Genomic DNA, 17777 nt, shown 5'->3' with positions numbered 1-17777 from the left:
CCGCGTCCCACCCGGCCTCGACCAGGCGCATGAACGCCTCGACGCTGCCCGGCAGGGGCGGCGCGCTGTCTGACGCTCCCTCGGCGCGGTCGTGCTTCCATTCGGCGATCAGCGCGTCACGATGGGACTGCAAGGCGGCGTCGAACGTCGCGGCGTCCGCAGACGGCAGGGAGATCCGATAGCAGGCGCCCTGCTCGGTGGAGGTCTTCCTCAACGAGGGCTCGAGCTCGCGCCGGGGTCCTGGGTCGGGTCGCGGTTCGAGCCTGACCGCGGTGCGCAACTGGTTGACCGTGGCCACCCGCGCCAACTCCGCATAGTGCGCATCGGAGCCCGCACCCGCACGTGCCGCGATGACGCCGACCTGATCCAGCGACAGCCGGCCCTCCCGCATTCCTTCGGTGCAGCGGGGGAACTCCTCGACCCGGCGCGCGACGGTGGCGATCGTGTGCGCGGTGGTCGAGGACAACCCCAGCTTCCAGGCCACCAACGCCGGCACCGACCGCGCGCCGGTCATGCCGCACAGCTCCTCACGCTCGATCTCGGCGACCAAATCCACGATGCGCCCATCGATGGCGTTGCGCTGACCGGCCAACTCCGCCAGCTCCTCGAACAGCACCCCGAGACGGTCTTTGGGGCTCACCACCACGGAGTCGGACGATGCGGTCGAGGACATGAACCCATCATCGCAGCGGGGTACGACAAGTTTCGAAAACCCGATCCCCGCTCACAGCCGCAGCGTCCAACGGCCGTCGCGCAGGTGCATGACGGTACGACTGACGGTCGCAATGTCGATGCGCCAGAACGATTCCGGCGGTGCCGCCAGGGCGACCAGGATCGCCGCCCGGATGACCGCGGGATGCGTCACCGCCACGGTCGGCTGGTTCACCGACTTCAGCCATCCCGCCACCCGTTCGACCAGGGCGACGATCGACTCGCCACCGTGCGGCGCCCGGCCCGGGTCGGTCAGCCACGCCTCGAGGTCCCGCGGGTCGATTGTCTCCCGTGCTTGCCCGCGCCATGTCCCGCAATCGATGTCGGCCAACCGGGGCTCGACGCTGGCCGCCAGGCCCAGCAGCTCCGCGGTTTCACAGGCACGCCGCTCGGGCGCGGCGAGGTGCTTCTTGGCTTTGGAGCCAACCTTTTTCACCTGCCCACGTCCGACGTCGCTGAGCGGTTCGTCGAGCGGAAATCGCGCGGACGCCATGGCGTCGGTCATCGCGTGTGACACCATCGTCAGCCGCAGGACACCGGTCACGCGTTGATGCTCGGCGCGCGCTCCTCGAGCAACCGCCCGGCGAGCGTCGCGAACACCACGCCGACGGTCACCCACAGCACCAACTGCGCGGACAACGAGAGCAGCCTGAAGTCGTAGAGGACGTCGGCGGGAAAGCCCGGATAGACGATCGTGCCCGACGCGTCGCGCAGCGGCCCGGGGGTCTCGTCTATGTCCGGCAACGACATCGCCAGCACCGCGACCGCCGCGACGTAGCCGCCCGCGGCGAGCAGCCGCCCGTTCCACGCGCCGAGGCGGGCGGTCAGGAACCGCGCCAGCCACACGGCCGCGATGGTCAGCACCACCGAGGCCACCACCATGACCAGGTACCAGCCGGTGCGCTCCCCGATCGTGTCCGCCTGGCCCACCGCCGGCGGGTTGGGCGGATACTTCACGAACGGCACCAGGTAGACCGCGACGAAGGCGGCCGCCGCCAAAAGCAGCGAAAGCGCGCGTGGCCCAACGCTTGTCACACGCGCGGCGATCACACAGAACAGCACGCTGAACAGCGCGCCCAGCGCGACGCCGAAGATGAGCAATCCGAAGCCCAGCCCGGCGTTGGACTGCACCCCGCGGCTGAACAACTCGGCGCCGTGCTCGTGCACACCATGAGCGTTCTCCGCGTCGGCCAGGCCGTCCTCGAAGGCGATCGCGCGGCCGATCACCGGCTCGGCGCACAGGCGGGCGAAGGCGAACGCCAGCACCGCGCCGATTGCACCGGCCAGCAAGCCGCGCCCGATCAGACGCTTCTCCACGCGATCAGTGGCAGGGGAAGCCGAGCAGGTGCCGCGCGTCGTGCACGAACTCGTGCACGTGCGAATCGCTGCCGAACAGCGACACCGCGCCCTGGTCCACGCCGACGAAGTACAGCGCCAACAGGGCCAGGAAGGCGGTTGCCGCCAACCAGGCCGCGGAGCCGGCGGCCGACAAATCAACCGATCGGGTCCGGGTCGTCTCAAGGTTCGGCACGATCGACTCTCCTTCCGGGGGATAACCGCGTCCCCTCTGGTGACGACGGGCCATGGGTCTGACTATCGACAGTGGCGCGACCGTTCTGGAATTTCACCAGATTCCGTTGCCCGTCAGGACGAGAGTCAGTCTAAACCGCCGCTCACTGCTGTGGAGGCGGGGAGCCATAACCCAGCTGGCTGGCCGTGTATTTCGCGGCCTCGGTCAGCGGTGTCGCCTGGACCGCCGTGCCGTAGGCGCAGATCTCGGTCCACACGTCGCCGATTTCGGTCGTATCGAACCGCATCGCCACGATCGCGTTGCCGCCGCGATTGCGCGCCTCGGTGATCAGCCGCCCCATCGCCTCGTTCCGGCTCTCGGCCAGGTTCTTGGTCATGCCGGCCAGCTCGCCGCCGAACATCGCCTTGAATCCCGCGCCCATCTGGGAGAAGGCGTTTCGCGAACGGACGGTCAGCCCGAACACTTCGCCGCAGACCCGCTGGATCTCCCAGCCGGGCAGGTCGTTGGTGGTGACGATCAGCACTGGCTTGCCTCCTGGTCACAGCGAAAACGGGCGGTCAGTCCCGTGAGACTAACCGCCCGTTTCCGGTAATCGCTAGGGCGTTTCCGGCGCCGCGTGCGCCCCGGCCTTCGCCAGGTCCGGCTCGGCCGGCGGCTTGCGGGTGCCGGTGAAGGTGAACACCGCGTCCTCGCCGGCGCTTTCGCCGTCCCAGTTGTCCACGTCGACCGTGACGATCTGTCCCGGTCCGACTTCCTCGAACAGGATCTTCTCGGACAGCTGGTCCTCGATCTCGCGCTGGATGGTGCGCCGCAACGGGCGCGCACCCAGCACCGGGTCGAAGCCCCGCTTGGCCAGCAAGGCCTTGGCCTTGTCGGTCAACTCCATCGCCATGTCCTTGGCCTTGAGCTGCTTGCTGACCCGCTCGATCATCAGGTCGACCATGCGGATGATCTCGTCCTTGGTCAGCTGGTGGAACACGATGATGTCGTCGATGCGGTTGAGGAACTCCGGGCGGAAGTGCTTCTTCAGCTCGTCGTTGACCTTCTGTTTCATCCGCTCGTAGTTGTTCTCACCGCCACCCTGGGTGAAGCCCAGGCCGACCGGCTTGCTGATGTCGGACGTACCGAGGTTCGAGGTGAAGATCAGCACGGTGTTCTTGAAGTCGACCGTGCGGCCCTGACCGTCGGTGAGCCGGCCGTCCTCGAGGACCTGCAACAGGCTGTTGTAGATCTCCTGGTGCGCCTTCTCAATCTCGTCGAACAGCACCACCGAGAACGGCTTGCGCCGCACCTTCTCGGTGAGCTGGCCGCCCTCTTCGTAGCCGACGTATCCCGGCGGGGCACCGAAGAGCCGCGACGCGGTGAACCGGTCGTGGAACTCGCCCATGTCGATCTGGATGAGCGCGTCGTCGTCGCCGAACAGGAAGTTGGCCAGCGCCTTGGACAGCTCGGTCTTACCGACACCGGACGGGCCGGCGAAGATGAACGAACCCGACGGGCGCTTGGGGTCCTTCAACCCGGCGCGCGTGCGGCGGATGGCCTTCGAGACGGCCTTCACGGCGTCTTCCTGGCCGATGATCCGCTTGTGCAGCTCGTCCTCCATGCGCAGCAGGCGGGTGGTCTCGGCCTCGGTGAGCTTGAACACGGGGATACCGGTCCAGTTGCCCAACACCTCCGCGATCTGCTCGTCGTCGACCTCGGCGACCACGTCGAGATCGCCTGAGCGCCACTGCTTTTCGCGCTCGGCCCGCTGAGCGACCAACTGCTTCTCCCGGTCGCGCAGGCTGGCGGCCTTCTCGAAGTCCTGGGCGTCGATCGCCGATTCCTTCTCGCGGCGGGCGTCGGCGATCTTCTCGTCGAACTCGCGCAGGTCTGGCGGCGCGGTCATCCGGCGGATCCGCATCCGGGCGCCCGCCTCGTCGATCAGGTCGATCGCCTTGTCCGGCAGGAACCGGTCGTTGATGTAGCGGTCGGCCAGGGTGGCGGCGGCCACCAGCGCGGAGTCGGTGATCGAGACCCGGTGGTGCGCCTCGTAGCGGTCGCGCAGCCCCTTGAGGATCTCGATGGTGTGCTCCACCGTCGGCTCCCCCACCTGCACGGGCTGGAAGCGGCGCTCCAGGGCGGCGTCCTTCTCGATGTACTTGCGGTACTCGTCGAGAGTCGTTGCACCGATCGTCTGCAGCTCACCGCGGGCCAGCTTGGGCTTCAGGATGCTGGCCGCATCGATCGCACCCTCGGCCGCGCCCGCGCCGACGAGCGTGTGCAGCTCGTCGATGAACAGGATGATGTCGCCGCGGGTGTTGATCTCCTTGAGCACCTTCTTCAGCCGCTCCTCGAAGTCACCGCGGTAGCGCGAGCCGGCCACCAACGAACCGAGGTCCAGGGTGTAGAGCTGCTTGTCCTTCAGCGTCTCGGGAACCTGGCCGTGCACGATGGCCTGCGCGAGGCCCTCGACGACGGCGGTCTTGCCGACGCCGGGCTCGCCGATCAGCACCGGGTTGTTCTTGGTGCGCCGGCTCAGGACCTGCATGACGCGCTCGATTTCCTTCTCGCGGCCGATGACCGGGTCGAGCTTGCCCTCCATCGCGGCGGCCGTCAGGTTGCGCCCGAACTGGTCGAGCACCAACGAGGTGGACGGGCTGCCCGACTCGCCGCCGCGGCCGCCGGTGCCGGCCTCCGCGGCCTCCTTGCCCTGGTAGCCACTGAGCAGCTGGATGACCTGCTGGCGCACCCGCGTCAGCTCGGCGCCCAGCTTGACCAACACCTGGGCGGCGACGCCCTCACCCTCGCGGATGAGTCCGAGGAGGATGTGCTCGGTACCGATGTAGTTGTGGCCGAGCTGCAGCGCCTCCCGCAGGCTCAGCTCGAGAACCTTCTTGGCGCGCGGGGTGAACGGGATGTGCCCCGACGGCGCCTGCTGGCCCTGGCCGATGATCTCCTCGACCTGGCTGCGAACGCCTTCCAGCGAGATCCCGAGCGACTCCAGCGACTTCGCCGCGACGCCCTCGCCCTCGTGAATCAGACCCAACAGGATGTGCTCGGTGCCGATGTAGTTGTGGTTGAGCATCCGGGCCTCTTCTTGCGCCAGGACGACGACCCTGCGGGCACGGTCGGTAAATCGTTCAAACATCGGTGGTTACCTGCTCTCCCTCACCATCGGTACTTGGCCTCTGTGTGGCCCACCCGGTCCCCGTCGGGGCCGGAATCTCATACCTGCCATCCACTGTAATGGTCGGCCTGCCAGGGGGCATAACCTTGCGGTTCCTTGCTGTTCAAGACCCGCCGGGCCCGTATCGGGCGAACTCCCCTGTCATTACAGCGCCGTAACCGAACCAACGTGGCCGGGTGCCAATTCGTTTCCCGCACTCTCGGACGATTCTTTCGCCGCCAGCGAAATGACAAACCGGCGCCCGGGCCGCTGCGGTCCGGGGCGCCGGTTAAGAGGTTTGTCAGGTTGCCGCGTGAAACGCGTCGATGACGTCGGCCGGGATGCGGCCGCGCGTCGAGACGTTGTGGCCGTTGCGGCGGGCCCACTCACGGATCGCCGCGCTCTGCTCGCGGTCGATCGCGCCGCGGCCGCGACCCGAGCTGGACCGCCCACGCCGCCGACCGCCGACCCGGCGTCCGGCTTCCACCCACTGCTTCAGGTCGTTGCGGAGTTTTGCCGCATTCTTGGACGAAAGGTCAATCTCATAGGTCACCCCGTCAAGGCCGAATTCGACCGTTTCGTCGGCTGCGCCGGCACCGTCGAAATCATCGACCAAGGTGACGGTCACTTTTTTCGCCATTAGCTTATCCTCGCATTTCGTCCTGAGCAGTTGCTGAGCAGTTTGGGTGAGCCTCCCCGGGTCACCAATCTGCCATAACAAGGCAGCATACTCAATCCGGCCGCAAGGCGCACAGTTGCGTTTTTCATGTGGAGTGCGGCCGAACAATCGGGAACAAAACTGTCTCGCGAATTGACAGCCCAGTCAAAGTCATCAACAACCGATCGATACCCATTCCCGTTCCCGTGCACGGCGGCATCGCATACTCGAGGGCGGCAAGAAAGTCTTCGTCTAGCACCATGGCCTCGTCGTCGCCCGCCGCGGCCGCGCGGGCTTGGGCGGCGAATCTCTCCCGCTGAATGACGGGGTCGTTCAGCTCGGAATACCCGGTGGCCAATTCGACCCCGCGCACGTAGAGGTCCCACTTCTCGGTCACACCGGGGATGCTGCGGTGCTGACGGGTCAAAGGCGTTGTCTCCACGGGGAAGTCCCGCACGAAGGTGGGCGCCGTCAGCGTGTTTCCGACCGAGTGCTCCCACAGTTCCTCGACGAGCTTGCCGTGCCCGTAGCCCCGGTCTCGGGGAATCTCGACCCCCAGCCGATCCGAGATGGCCCACAACCGCTCCGCCGGGGTCTCGGGGGTGATCTCCTCGCCGAGCGCCGCGGACAGCGACGGGTACATTTGAATCGACGCCCATTCGCCGTCTATGTCGTAGACACTCCCGTCGGGCAGCGGCAGTTGTCGGGTTCCGATCGCCTCATCAGCGACCTCTTGAATAAGCTCGCGCGTGACGACTGCCGAATCGTCATAGGTTCCGTAGGCCTGGTAGGTCTCGAGCATCGAGAATTCGGGAGAATGCGTCGAATCCGCGCCCTCGTTTCGGAACACTCGATTTACTTCGAAGACCTTGTCGAAACCACCGACGATGCAGCGCTTGAGGAACAGTTCCGGTGCGATCCGCAGGTACAGATCGATGTCCAGAGCATTGGAATGCGTCACGAACGGCCGCGCCGCCGCGCCGCCCGCCAGCGTCTGCAACATAGGCGTCTCGACTTCGAGAAACCCGCGCCGTTCGAGCGAGTTGCGGATCGCGCGGACCACGGCGATTCGCTGCCGCGCCACCGTGCGGGCCTGGGGGCGGACGATCAGGTCGACGTAGCGCTGCCGCACCCGCGCCTCTTCGCTCATCTCCTTATGGGCCACCGGCAGCGGCCGCAACGACTTGGCCGCCATCTGCCAGGAATCGGCGAGCACGGACAATTCGCCGCGCCGTGAGCTGATCACATTGCCGTGCACGTAGACGATGTCGCCGAGGTCGACGTCGGACTTCCACGCGTCCAGGGATTCGGAGCCCACCTTGTCGAGGCTGAGCATCACCTGGAGCGTGGTGCCGTCACCCTCCTGGAGCGTCGCGAAGCACAATTTCCCCGAGTTGCGCGCGAAGATCACCCGGCCCGCGATGCCGACGACGTCGTCGGTAGCGGTATCGACCGGCAGGTCGGGGTGGTCGGCGCGCACCTGCGCCAGGGTGTGGGTGCGTTCGATGGCGACCGGATAGGGCTCCCGGCCCTCCGCCAACAAGCGAGCGCGCTTGTCCCGGCGGATGCGGAACTGCTCGGGCAGGTCTGCTGCTGCATCCTCGCTGGCGTCACTCACGACGTGCCAGCTTAAATGACCTCGCGGGACGGCTCTTACCGGCGGCCCGCCGAGATTGCCGTCACGGTCGTTGTTCCGGTCGCGACCACGACCACTGGGGCAATCTCGTCGCCGGGGATACTCAGCGCGCGGTCTTCAGCCGGCCCCGCTGGGCGTCCCGGTTGCGTTCGAAGACCAGCCGCAGCCCGTGCAGGGTCAGATGCTGGTCGTAATGGCTGGGCGTCTGCAGTTCGGGCAGCAGCAGCGGAGCCGTGTGCCCCGTCGCCACCACCGCGACGTCGTCACCGGCGAAGCCCTCGACGTCCTCGCGAATCCGTCCGACCAGGCCGTCGACCAGCCCGGCGAAGCCGAATACCGCTCCGGCCTGCATGCATTCGACGGTGTTCTTGCCCACCACCGAACGGGGACGGGACAGCTCCACCCGGCGCAGCGCGGCGGAGCGGGCCGCGGCCGCATCCGAGGAGACCTGCACGCCGGGCGCGATCGCGCCGCCGAGGAATTCGCCCTTGGCCGACACGACGTCCACACAGATCGAGGAGCCGAAGTCGATGACGATCGCGGCGCTTTGAAACCGGTGAAAGGCCGCCAGGCAGTTGACGATTCGGTCGGCACCCACTTCTTTCGGGTTGTCGACCAAGAGTGGGATGCCGGTGCGCACGCCGGGCTCGATCAGCACGTGCGGCACCGACGGCCAGTACTGGTCCAGCATGATCCGAACCTCGTGCAGCACCGACGGCACGGTGGACAGGGCGGCGGCGCCGGTGAGTCGCTCGGAGTCGTCGCCGATCAGGCCGTCGATGGTCAGGGCCAGCTCGTCCGCGGTGACCTCGGACTCGGTGCGGATCCGCCACTGCTGCACGACCTTTGCGTGCTCTTTGGATCCGGAGATCAGCCCCACGACGGTGTGGGTGTTACGGACGTCGATCGCCAGCAGCACGGCTACCGCACAGTGATTCGGGGGTCGAGAAGCTCGGCCGCATCCGCGGGAACGAAGGCCGGATCGTGTCCCAGGTCGATGGGCCTGTTGTCCGCGTCGACGAACACGATTCGCGGCTGGTAGGAGCGCGCCTCCGCGTCTTCCATCGTCCCGTACGCGATCAGGATCACCAGATCACCCGGGTGCACGAGATGGGCGGCGGCGCCGTTGATCCCGATCACTCCACTGCCGCGCTCGCCGGTGATCGCATAGGTGACCAGGCGGGCGCCGTTGTCGATGTCCACGATGGTCACCTGCTCGCCCTCCAGCAGATCAGCGGCGTCCATCAGATCGGCGTCGATGGTCACCGAGCCGACGTAGTGCAAATCGGCCTGCGTCACGGTGGCGCGGTGAATCTTCGACTTGAGCATGGTCCGTAACATCAATTCCTCCAAGATGATTCACGGGGGTCCCGATATCCGTCCGGCCCAACGGGTGCCGGCGAAGTTTCGATCTCGATCGCGATGTTGTCCAGCAGCCGGGTGCTGCCCAGCCGGACGGCCACGAGCAGCCGCCCGGATCGGTTGGCCCGCAACGGGCCCAGCTCCGGATCACGCAACTCGAGGTAGTCGACCGTGAGCTCGGGCACCGCCTCGAGCACCGCGCGTGCCGCGTCCAGCGCGGCCTGCGGTCCGGCGTCCGCGGCATGGGCCCCCGCGGTCAATGCCGCCGACACCGCCACGGCCGCCTCGCGTTGCACCGGATCGAGGTAGCGGTTACGTGACGACATGGCCAGCCCGTCGGCCTCGCGGATGGTCGGCACGCCCACCACGGCGACGTCGATGTTCAGGTCGGTGACCATCTGCCGGATGAGCACCAGCTGCTGATAGTCCTTCTCGCCGAAGAACACTCGATCGGGGCGCACGATCTGCAGCAGCTTGCACACGACTGTCAGTACGCCGGCGAAGTGGGTCGGTCGCTGGCCACCTTCGAGGTCGGCGGCCAGCGGACCGGGCTGCACGGTGGTGCGCAGGCCGTCGGGGTACATCTCAGCGGCCGTTGGCGCGAACACGATTTCGACGCCTTCGCCCCGCAGGAGCGCCACGTCGTCGTCGAGGGTCCGGGGGTAGGCGTCCAGGTCTTCCCCGGCGCCGAACTGGAGCGGGTTGACGAAGATCGACACCGCGACCACCGAGCCGGGCACCCGCTTGGCGGCGCGCACCAAAGCGAGGTGGCCGTCGTGCAGGGCGCCCATGGTGGGCACCAGCATCACCCGGCGGCCGGTGTGCCGCAGCGCGCGGGAGACGTCGGTGACGTCGCGCGGGCGCGAGTAAACGTTGAGTTCGCCGGCCTTGAAGGCGGGCGGTTTGCCCGCTCTCATCCCGCCAGCACCTCGAGGACGTCGGCGGGAGCGTGGGCGCGCCGGGCGGTCCGCAGGGCGTTCACCCGGTACGCCTGCGCGAGTTCCGGGTCGGCCTGGTTCAACGCGGCCAGGTGCCCGGCGACCGCGGCCGCGTCACCGCGTGCGACCGGGCCGGTGAGGGCGGCCTGCCCGCGTTGCAGGGTGTTCTCCAGCGCCGCCCGCGCCAGCGGCCCGACGATGCGTTCGGCGATGCCGCCCGGCTGGTCGTCGACGGACTGTTGCCCGAGCAGTTCGCTGCCACGCAGCGCGGCCCGCAGCGCCTCGAGCGCGTCGGCGAGGACCGTCACCAGGTGGTTGCTCGCGTGCGCCAGCGCGGCGTGGTAGAGCACCCGCGCTTCCTCAGGCACGGAGAACGGCTCGCCGCCCATCTCGAGGACGAGCGACTGCCCGATCGCGTACCCCACCTCGTCGGCGGCGGTGATGCCGAAGCAGGTGTCCGCCAGCCGGTTGATGTCCTCATCGGAGCCGGTGAACGTCATCGCCGGGTGAATCGCCAGCGGGATGCAACCGTCCTGGGCCAGCGGCGCGAGAATGCCGGCCCCGTTGGCGCCGGAGGTGTGGGCGACGATCGTGCCCGGCCGCACCGACGACGTCGCGGCCAAGCCGGACACCAGGCCGGCCAGCTCGCTGTCGGGAACGGCCAGCAACAGCAGCTCGGCGCCGGCCGCCACGTCCGGCGGCGACGCCACCGGGGTGTCGGGCAGTCGACGCTGCGCCCGCTGGCGCGACGCGTGGGAGATGGCGCTGCAGGCGACCACGACATGGTCGGCGCGCTCCAGCGCGACACCGAGCGCGGTGCCCACCCGGCCGGCCGAGATGACTCCCACCTTGAGCCTGGCCGGGCGCAAACCGTCGAACTGCACCATCGCAGACGACCTCACAGATTTCTTTCGTTCGTTCCGGTCCCACCTCGTGGGTACCGTTCGGTCACTAAAACTCTAGTCGATCAGCGGGCCCCGACCAATGAAAGCCCCGTGTGAGGAAGCTCCCAGCTCAGCCGTCGCGGCGCCGCCGCCGGCCGCCCTCGGACGGCTGGACCTGCAGCCGCGCCAGCAACTCCGCAACCGACTGACCGCCGGTCGGGGGGCCTTCGCCCGGCCCGTCCGGGGCCTGCGCCAGCGGGTCCGCGCCGCCATGGCGGGGGGCGTGCTCCGGCGGTGGCGGCGGGGCGAGCCGCGGCGGTGGTGGTGGCTCCCCGTCGGTGTCGGGTGACGGTGAATGCGGCGGCGCTGGAGGCGGGGGCGTGGCCGCCGCGGGAATGGGGCCGGACGCGAACGCGGGCTCGCTCGGGGGCGCGAAGCCGGGGGCGCCGTAGTCGCGGTACTCGGCCGAGTGGCGCGACCGCGCCCGGCGACCCGGCTCACCGAACGGCGGCGGCGGCTCGTCGCGGGGGGCCGCCCATGCCTGGTCCGGCTCGGAGTGGCGGGCGCGTCGCCGCCGGCCCGACGTCTCCTCGCCCGGCGGGGCGGACTCATCGGCACCGGCCCAGTTGCTTCCCGGCGCGCCGGGCGGCAACCACAGCCCCGACGCACCCACCGGCTGCCAGCCTTGCACCTGCGGCTCCGGCTGCGGCGCCGGCGGCTGCTGACGCGGTTCGAAGCGCGGCTCGGGCTCGGGCGGTGCGGCGCTGTACGACGGCTGCGGTGGGGCTGGCGGTGGCGGCTCCTGCGGCGGTTCGTACTGGTAGGGGACCCGGTCGCGGCGGGGCTGCGGCGGGCTCTGGGGCTGCCGGGGCGGCAACAGCGGTTCCTCGGGCACGTCGATGATCGCCGTCTCGTCGGCGCGGCCCGCCGGGTTGTCCTGGGGGACCGAGCTGACCCGATCGCTGGCGACCCAGTCGTAGGGCGCGTCACGCGGGGTCTCGCCGTTGCGGTCCCACTCGCTGTACGCGCGTTCGGGGGCCGCCTCCGCTTCGGGCGTCTCGAGGGCCGGCCGCTGGGCGAGGTCGGTGTCGAACAGGATCTCCAGGCTGGTGCGCAGCGCGCTCAATTCCGCGCGCAGCTCGGCCAGGTCGTCGGCGGCTTGTGCGCGCAGCTCGGATGCCAGCTCGCGACGCAGCTGGGACTCGACGGTCAGCTCGTACTCGCGCCGGGCGGAGATCTCCCGATCCAGCTGCAAGTCGTACACCAGCTTCAGGTCGCGGACGCGGGATTGATCCGCATCGCTCTGACGGCGGTACAGCACCGAGACGAACGCGCCGGCGACTGCGGCCCACAGGGCCAGGATTACAGCGAGCTTGAGGAGTTCCACCCGATTGGTGAAAACCAAAGCGGAACTGGCCCCCATCGCAAGGACCAGCAACGCGGTCAAGAGCACCCACCCCGGCCTGCGGCCGCCGCGCCGAACCCGGGCGCCGCGGGACAGAACGGTCATGGCCTGACTGTACCTGCGCGAGGTCAATCCGCGTGTCGCCCTACTCCGGCGATTCTCACGCTGTTGTTACCCGGGTCACAGGGGGGCTAGTTTTCGGCACCCTCGCCGTGCTCGGTCTGGTCCGGTGGCGACTTGCAGCAATGCTGCAGCCACAGCGCGGCGAGGAGCAGCGCCAGCGCGCTGACGGCGGCGACCACGGCGCCGGTGGTGTCCTCGGCGGCCGCCCGCAACCAGGATCGTCGCGGCAGGAAATACACCAGGATCCCGGCCCACCAGCCCAACATCAGCGCGCCCACCCAGGCCGACGCCTTGGCGACCATCAGGCTGCGGGCCACCGCCAGCGGGTGCAGCCAGCCGGGGCCGACCCCGATTTCGCCGTCGTTGATTTTGGTCCGCACGTAGCGCGCCCACAGGGCTTCGCCGACGGCGACGGCCAGCAACGACAGACCGGTCCACACCGTGATCGGCGGAAACAATCGGTAGAGGCCGTTGACCAGCAAATAACCAACCACCGCCGCGGCTACCACCGCGGCCGTCAGGTCACGTTTCCTGGTCGGCCCCATCAGCCTTCCGGACTCCGGTCTGCCGGGTCCGTGCCCGGCCGGTGCAGCTTGAGGTCGGTCAACCGGACGCTTTCCCGGTCCGCGGGGTCCAGCTGGGCCAGCAGGCCCGAGACGGGCTGAGCGTCCCCGGCGACGGTCAGCTGGGCATCGGGGTCGATGGCGAGCCAGGGGATCATCACGAAGGCACGCAGGTGGGCCAATGGGTGCGGCAACGTCAGATTGTTCTCGCGGGAGATCACCTCCGCCTCGCCGTAGCAAGCGATCAGGTCGACGTCGAGGGTGCGCGGGCCCCAGCGCTCGCCGCGCACCCGGCCGGCAGCCCGCTCGAACTCCTGCGCCCGGCGCAACCAGCACTGGCCGTCGCAGGCCGGGTCGTTGGCGATCAGCACCGCATTGAGAAACGGCGCCTGGTCGACGCGGCCCCACGGGTCGGTCTCGTAGACCGGGGAGACCGCGAGCACCGTCTCGCCCAGCCCGTCGACGACGGACTGCAACCGGGCCAGGCGGTCGCCCAGGTTGGAGCCGATGGAGAGGACCACCCAAGTCATAGGCGCCGCTCCGCCGGGATCACCGAACCGCGGCCGCCGCGCCGAGACCGGCGCACCACCACCGCGACGTCGGCGAACTGCTGCGTGATCGGAGCCTGCGGCTTGTGCACCACCACCTCGACGGCATGCACGCGGTCGTCCTGCATCACCCGATCGGCGATCTCACCCCCGACCGCTTCGATCAGGTTGCGCGGCGGCCCGGCCACGATGTCGGCCGCCAGCTGGGCCAGCCGGCCGTAGTCGTAGGTGTCGGCCAGCTCGTCGCTGGCGGCGGCGTCCGCGAGGTCGATCCACACGGTCATATCGATGACGAAATCCTGCCCGTCGGCGCGCTCGTGCTCGAAAACCCCGTGTCGCCCACGAATCGTCAACCCCCGCAATTCGATTCGATCAGCCATCGTCTCCAGCCAGCTCGGTCTGCTGCGATTCGGTCTGCGCCCAGGCCCCGACCACCTTGAGGGCATCGGCCGTGGCCCGCACGTCGTGCACACGAACACCCCACGCCCCGTACAGCGCTGCCAACGCGGAGATCACCGCTGTCGCTGTCTCGCGGCCGGCGGGCGGTCGCGGCGAGCCATCCGGCCCGGCTAACAACGTACCGAGGAACCTTTTACGGGATGCACCCAGCAGCACGGGGATTCCGGTGGCCACCAACTGCGGCAACGCGCGAAGCAGCGCCCAATTGTGTTGAGCCGTCTTGGCGAACCCGAGTCCCGGGTCGATCACCAGCTTGGCGGGGTCTACACCGGCCGCCACCGCGTCGTCGACGCTGGCGAGCAGCTCGGCGCGCACTTCGGCAACCACGTCGTCGTAGTGCGGAGCCGCATGCGGGCGCTCGGCGGACACCGAACGCCAGTGCATCAGCACCCAGGGCACGCCGGCCTCGGCCAGCAGCGGAGCCATCGCGGGATCGGCACGCCCGCCCGACACGTCGTTGACGATCCGCGCGCCGTTCTGCAGCGCCGCGCGCGCGACATCAGCGTGCATGGTGTCTATGCTTACCGTTATTCCCTCTGCCACAAGCTCTTTGACGACGGGAATCACGCGAGAGGTCTCGATCTGGGAGTCGATCCGCGTGGCGCCGGGCCGAGTTGACTCGCCTCCGACGTCGACGATGTCGGCGCCCTCGGCGGCCAACGCCACCCCATGCGCCACGGCGTTGCCGGTGTCGAGATAGCGGCCGCCATCGGAGAACGAGTCGTCAGTGACGTTCAGGACTCCCATCACCCGCACAGGCGCCGGCTCACTTACGCAAAATGAGGTCGAGCGCTTCGGCTCGAGAAGCGGCGTTGGATTTGAACTGCCCGCGCACCGCCGAGGTGGTGGTAACGGCGCCGGGCTTGCGAACGCCGCGCATGGCCATGCACAGGTGCTCGGCCTCGATCACGACGATCACCCCGCGCGGATTGAGCTTCGTCATCAGGGCGTCGGCGATCTGGCTGGTCAGCCGTTCCTGCACCTGCGGGCGCTTCGCGTAAAGGTCGACCAGCCGCGCGATTTTGGACAGCCCGGTGACGCGCCCGTCGGCCCCTGGGATGTACCCGACATGGGCGACACCGTGGAACGACACAAGATGGTGTTCGCAGGTGGAGTACAGCGGGATCTCCTTGACCAGCACCAGTTCGTCGTGCTCCTCGTCGAACATGGTGTTCAGCACGCTGTCGGGGTCGGTGTAGAGCCCGGCGAACATCTCTTGGTAGGCACGGGCGACGCGGGCCGGCGTCTCACGCAGGCCGTGCCGGTCCGGGTCCTCGCCGATGGCGTACAACAACTCTCGGACTGCGGCCTCGGCGCGCTCCTGGTCGAACACCCGAGTTGAGGGGGTGGCGGTGTCCGGGCCCAAACCGGTTACTGCCATCGAATCCTCCGTTCGTCAGCCGTGAGCCGGCGGATTGGACCGGCTCACGTCGTCGTCCTGCTGGTCGGGAGACCTTGCGCCGTCCGGGTCGGGCAGACTCGGCGGCGGGTAGGGCGGATACGGCGGGTAGGGGGGCTGCGCCTGCCCTTGCTGACCGGGGTGGGTCTGCTGGCCCGGGTGCCCGTGCTGGCCGGGATAACCCGGGTAGTGCCCCGCCGGCTGCGGCCAGTACGGCTGTTGCGGGGCCTGCGGCGGCGGATACCAGTAATTCGGCTGCTGGTCCTGCGGCGGCCATCCCGGTGCGTGCCAGCCCGCCGGCGCACCGTAGTCGGGCTGGGTGGGTGCATGCGGCGCGCCCGGACGGTGGCCGGATGCCTGAGAACCATTGCCGCCGTTGTTGTTTCGGTCCGCATCCGCCCCCGCGGCCGCGGCGGCCTGGCTGGCGCGCGCGATGGCCGCCTTGAACGCCGGCTCGGGGACCGGCGGCGGCCACGGCTCGCCGCGCTCCATCGCCAGCTCGCCGGGCGTCTTGATCGGCGGTTTGTCCGACGGGATGCGGCCGCCGAAATCGTCGAACATGGTGAGCCGGGGCCGCTTTTCGACGTCGGCGAAGATGCCCTCCAGCTCGGCCCGGTGCAGCGTCTCCTTTTCCAGGAGCTCGCCGGCCAGTGTGTCGAGCACGTCGCGGTATTCGGTGAGGATCTCCCACGCCTCGGTGTGAGCCGCCTCGATCAGCTTGCGGATCTCGTCGTCGATGTCGCGGGCGACCTCGTGAGAGTAGTCGGCCTGCGTTCCCATGGTGCGGCCCAGGAAGGGGTCACCGTGTTCGGTGCCGTACTTGACCGCGCCCAGCTTGGAACTCATCCCGAATTCGGTGACCATCGCGCGGGCCACCTTGGTGGCCTGCTCGATGTCGGACACCGCGCCCGTCGTCGGCTCCCGGAACACCAGTTCCTCGGCGGCGCGTCCGCCCATCGCGAACACCAGTTGCGCGATCATCTCCGAGCGGGTCCGCAGACCCTTGTCTTCCTCGGGCACCGCGACCGCGTGGCCGCCGGTCCGGCCGCGCGCCAGGATGGTCACCTTGTAGATCGGCTCGATGTCCGGCATCGCCCAGGCGGCCAGGGTGTGCCCGCCCTCGTGGTAGGCGGTGATCTTCTTTTCCTGCTCGCTGATGATGCGGCCCTTGCGGCGCGGGCCGCCGATCACCCGGTCCACCGCCTCTTCGAGCGCGGCGCTGGTGATGACGGTGCCGTTCTCCCGGGCGGTCAGCAGCGCCGCCTCGTTGATGACGTTGGCCAGGTCGGCGCCGGTCATGCCGACGGTGCGTTTGGCCAGCCCGGCGAGGTCGGCGTCGGGGCCGATCGGCTTGCCCTTCGAGTGCACCTCGAGCACCGCTTTGCGGCCCGCCAGATCCGGGTTGGACACCGGAATCTGCCGGTCGAAGCGGCCGGGCCGCAGCAGCGCGGGGTCCAGGATGTCGGGCCGGTTGGTGGCCGCGATGAGGATGACGCCGGCGCGTGGGTCGAAGCCGTCCATCTCGACCAGCAGCTGGTTCAGCGTCTGCTCGCGTTCGTCGTGGCCGCCGCCCAGGCCGGCACCGCGCTGTCGGCCCACCGCGTCGATCTCGTCGACGAAGATGATGCACGGGTTGTTCTGCTTGGCCTGTTCGAACAGGTCGCGCACCCGCGATGCGCCGACGCCGACGAACATCTCGACGAAGTCGGAGCCGGAGATGGTGAAGAACGGGACTCCGGCCTCGCCGGCCACCGCGCGTGCCAGCAGCGTCTTACCGGTTCCCGGCGGGCCGTAGAGCAACACGCCCTTGGGGATCTTGGCGCCCAGCGCCTGATAGCGGCCGGGGTTCTGCAGGAAGTCCTTGATTTCGTACAGCTCTTCGACCGCCTCGTCGACGCCAGCGACGTCGGCGAACGTGGTCTTGGGCATGTCCTTGTTGAGCAGCTTCGCCCGTGATTTGCCGAACCCGAAGCCCATTCGGGCACCGCCCTGCATGCGGGAGAACATCACGAACAGGCCCACCAGCAACAGCAGCGGCAACACGTAGACGAGCAGCTCGCCCAGGATGCTGCCCTGGTTGACGACCGTGCTGACCTTCGCGTTCTTCGCGCTCAGCGCGTTGAACAGGTCGACCGCGTACCCGCTCGGGTATTTGGTGATGACCTTGTCGGAATTGTCGGTGTCGTTGTTGCCCTTTTTCAGGGTCAGCCGCAGCTGCTGCTCGCGGTCGTCGATCTGCGCGCTCTTGACGTTGTCGCCGTTGATCTGCGCCACCGCCACCGACGTGTCGACGGGCTTATAGCCGCGGGTGTCGTCGCTGAAATAGAAGAACGACCAACCGAGGAGCACCACGACGGCAATCGCCGTGATGGTGCGGATAACGTTTTTCCGGTTCATCAATCATCGGCCTTG

19 protein-coding genes are annotated in these 17777 nt (G+C 68.6%); all 19 read right to left on the bottom strand.

Features of this window, described 5'->3' with window-relative positions; genetic code table 11:
* The coding region (locus A9X03_RS27075; RefSeq protein ID WP_156746694.1) for a DUF222 domain-containing protein at window positions 1–673 on the bottom strand (673 nt) is incomplete at its 3' end.
* Window positions 674–724: 51 nt separating this feature from the next.
* Complete coding sequence (locus A9X03_RS27070; protein WP_068263886.1) at window positions 725–1255, bottom strand: histidine phosphatase family protein; 531 nt, start codon at window positions 1253–1255, stop codon at window positions 725–727.
* Window positions 1252–2028 carry a CbtA family protein gene (locus tag A9X03_RS27065; protein ID WP_067890517.1) on the bottom strand — a complete coding sequence of 259 codons (777 nt, stop codon included), beginning with the start codon at window positions 2026–2028 and terminating at the stop codon, window positions 1252–1254. Before A9X03_RS27065 ends, A9X03_RS27070 begins: the two co-directional genes overlap by 4 nt.
* Before the next feature lie 4 nt (window positions 2029–2032).
* A complete protein-coding gene (locus tag A9X03_RS27060) occupies window positions 2033–2242 on the bottom strand; it encodes a CbtB-domain containing protein (RefSeq protein WP_068263882.1) in 210 nt (69 codons plus the stop codon).
* A gap of 142 nt (window positions 2243–2384) precedes the next feature.
* Complete coding sequence (locus A9X03_RS27055) at window positions 2385–2765, bottom strand: YbjQ family protein (protein WP_067758483.1); 381 nt, start codon at window positions 2763–2765, stop codon at window positions 2385–2387.
* Between the two features lie 72 nt (window positions 2766–2837).
* The gene (clpC1, locus tag A9X03_RS27050; protein WP_067754212.1) at window positions 2838–5372 is read right to left on the bottom strand and encodes an ATP-dependent protease ATP-binding subunit ClpC; all 2535 of its coding nucleotides are present in this window, start codon (window positions 5370–5372) and stop codon (window positions 2838–2840) included.
* 319 nt (window positions 5373–5691) lie between these two features.
* The gene (gene lsr2 / locus A9X03_RS27045; protein ID WP_067754209.1) at window positions 5692–6030 is read right to left on the bottom strand and encodes a histone-like nucleoid-structuring protein Lsr2; all 339 of its coding nucleotides are present in this window, start codon (window positions 6028–6030) and stop codon (window positions 5692–5694) included.
* 124 nt (window positions 6031–6154) lie between these two features.
* On the bottom strand, window positions 6155–7666 hold the full coding sequence (gene lysS, locus A9X03_RS27040; RefSeq protein WP_068263879.1) for a lysine--tRNA ligase: 1512 nt from the start codon (window positions 7664–7666) through the stop codon (window positions 6155–6157).
* A gap of 121 nt (window positions 7667–7787) precedes the next feature.
* Window positions 7788–8603 carry a type III pantothenate kinase gene (locus A9X03_RS27035; RefSeq protein ID WP_067781658.1) on the bottom strand — a complete coding sequence of 272 codons (816 nt, stop codon included), beginning with the start codon at window positions 8601–8603 and terminating at the stop codon, window positions 7788–7790.
* Between the two features lie 2 nt (window positions 8604–8605).
* Window positions 8606–9025, bottom strand: coding sequence for an aspartate 1-decarboxylase (gene panD, locus A9X03_RS27030; RefSeq protein ID WP_067758696.1), 420 nt, complete (start codon window positions 9023–9025; stop codon window positions 8606–8608).
* Window positions 9025–9963, bottom strand: a complete 939-nt coding sequence (gene panC / locus A9X03_RS27025; RefSeq protein ID WP_067758699.1) for a pantoate--beta-alanine ligase — start codon at window positions 9961–9963, stop codon at window positions 9025–9027. The genes panD and panC overlap by 1 nt, the downstream gene beginning before the upstream one ends.
* Window positions 9960–10871 (bottom strand): Rossmann-like and DUF2520 domain-containing protein, encoded by a 912-nt coding sequence (locus A9X03_RS27020; RefSeq protein ID WP_068263876.1) that lies wholly within the window; start codon window positions 10869–10871, stop codon window positions 9960–9962. The genes panC and A9X03_RS27020 overlap by 4 nt, the downstream gene beginning before the upstream one ends.
* Window positions 10872–10998: 127 nt before the next feature.
* Entirely contained in the window at window positions 10999–12378 is a 1380-nt protein-coding gene (locus tag A9X03_RS27015) for a DUF6779 domain-containing protein (RefSeq protein WP_068263872.1), read from the bottom strand.
* 86 nt (window positions 12379–12464) lie between these two features.
* Window positions 12465–12941, bottom strand: a complete 477-nt coding sequence (locus tag A9X03_RS27010) for a DUF3180 domain-containing protein (RefSeq protein WP_067890514.1) — start codon at window positions 12939–12941, stop codon at window positions 12465–12467.
* Window positions 12941–13489, bottom strand: a complete 549-nt coding sequence (gene folK / locus A9X03_RS27005; protein ID WP_067758711.1) for a 2-amino-4-hydroxy-6-hydroxymethyldihydropteridine diphosphokinase — start codon at window positions 13487–13489, stop codon at window positions 12941–12943. The genes A9X03_RS27010 and folK overlap by 1 nt, the downstream gene beginning before the upstream one ends.
* Window positions 13486–13887 carry a dihydroneopterin aldolase gene (gene folB, locus A9X03_RS27000; RefSeq protein ID WP_067758713.1) on the bottom strand — a complete coding sequence of 134 codons (402 nt, stop codon included), beginning with the start codon at window positions 13885–13887 and terminating at the stop codon, window positions 13486–13488. Before folB ends, folK begins: the two co-directional genes overlap by 4 nt.
* Window positions 13880–14713 carry a dihydropteroate synthase gene (gene folP, locus A9X03_RS26995; RefSeq protein ID WP_067758818.1) on the bottom strand — a complete coding sequence of 278 codons (834 nt, stop codon included), beginning with the start codon at window positions 14711–14713 and terminating at the stop codon, window positions 13880–13882. Before folP ends, folB begins: the two co-directional genes overlap by 8 nt.
* A gap of 19 nt (window positions 14714–14732) precedes the next feature.
* On the bottom strand, window positions 14733–15347 hold the full coding sequence (gene folE, locus A9X03_RS26990; protein WP_067758715.1) for a GTP cyclohydrolase I FolE: 615 nt from the start codon (window positions 15345–15347) through the stop codon (window positions 14733–14735).
* Between the two features lie 15 nt (window positions 15348–15362).
* Entirely contained in the window at window positions 15363–17762 is a 2400-nt protein-coding gene (ftsH, locus tag A9X03_RS26985) for an ATP-dependent zinc metalloprotease FtsH (protein ID WP_067781667.1), read from the bottom strand.
* Window positions 17763–17777: the final 15 nt, after the last annotated feature.

The organism is Mycobacterium sp. E1715, from assembly GCF_001667625.1.
In the GTDB taxonomy this organism is placed as follows: Bacteria; Actinomycetota; Actinomycetes; order Mycobacteriales; family Mycobacteriaceae; genus Mycobacterium.
This window is presented reverse-complemented; position numbering and strand designations above follow the sequence as displayed.

Excerpts from the sequence above, each read along its gene's own strand:
- clpC1 (WP_067754212.1), bottom strand. The coding sequence starts at position 5,372 with ATGTTTGAACGATTTACCGACCGTGCCCGCAGGGTCGTCGTCCTGGCG.
- folK (WP_067758711.1), bottom strand. The coding sequence starts at position 13,489 with ATGACTTGGGTGGTCCTCTCCATCGGCTCCAACCTGGGCGACCGCCTG.
- folE (WP_067758715.1), bottom strand. The coding sequence starts at position 15,347 with ATGGCAGTAACCGGTTTGGGCCCGGACACCGCCACCCCCTCAACTCGG.
- folB (WP_067758713.1), bottom strand. The coding sequence starts at position 13,887 with ATGGCTGATCGAATCGAATTGCGGGGGTTGACGATTCGTGGGCGACAC.
- panC (WP_067758699.1), bottom strand. The coding sequence starts at position 9,963 with ATGAGAGCGGGCAAACCGCCCGCCTTCAAGGCCGGCGAACTCAACGTT.
- A9X03_RS27015 (WP_068263872.1), bottom strand. The coding sequence starts at position 12,378 with ATGACCGTTCTGTCCCGCGGCGCCCGGGTTCGGCGCGGCGGCCGCAGG.
- folP (WP_067758818.1), bottom strand. The coding sequence starts at position 14,713 with ATGGGAGTCCTGAACGTCACTGACGACTCGTTCTCCGATGGCGGCCGC.
- panD (WP_067758696.1), bottom strand. The coding sequence starts at position 9,025 with ATGTTACGGACCATGCTCAAGTCGAAGATTCACCGCGCCACCGTGACG.
- A9X03_RS27010 (WP_067890514.1), bottom strand. The coding sequence starts at position 12,941 with ATGGGGCCGACCAGGAAACGTGACCTGACGGCCGCGGTGGTAGCCGCG.
- lsr2 (WP_067754209.1), bottom strand. The coding sequence starts at position 6,030 with ATGGCGAAAAAAGTGACCGTCACCTTGGTCGATGATTTCGACGGTGCC.
- A9X03_RS27020 (WP_068263876.1), bottom strand. The coding sequence starts at position 10,871 with ATGGTGCAGTTCGACGGTTTGCGCCCGGCCAGGCTCAAGGTGGGAGTC.
- ftsH (WP_067781667.1), bottom strand. The coding sequence starts at position 17,762 with ATGAACCGGAAAAACGTTATCCGCACCATCACGGCGATTGCCGTCGTG.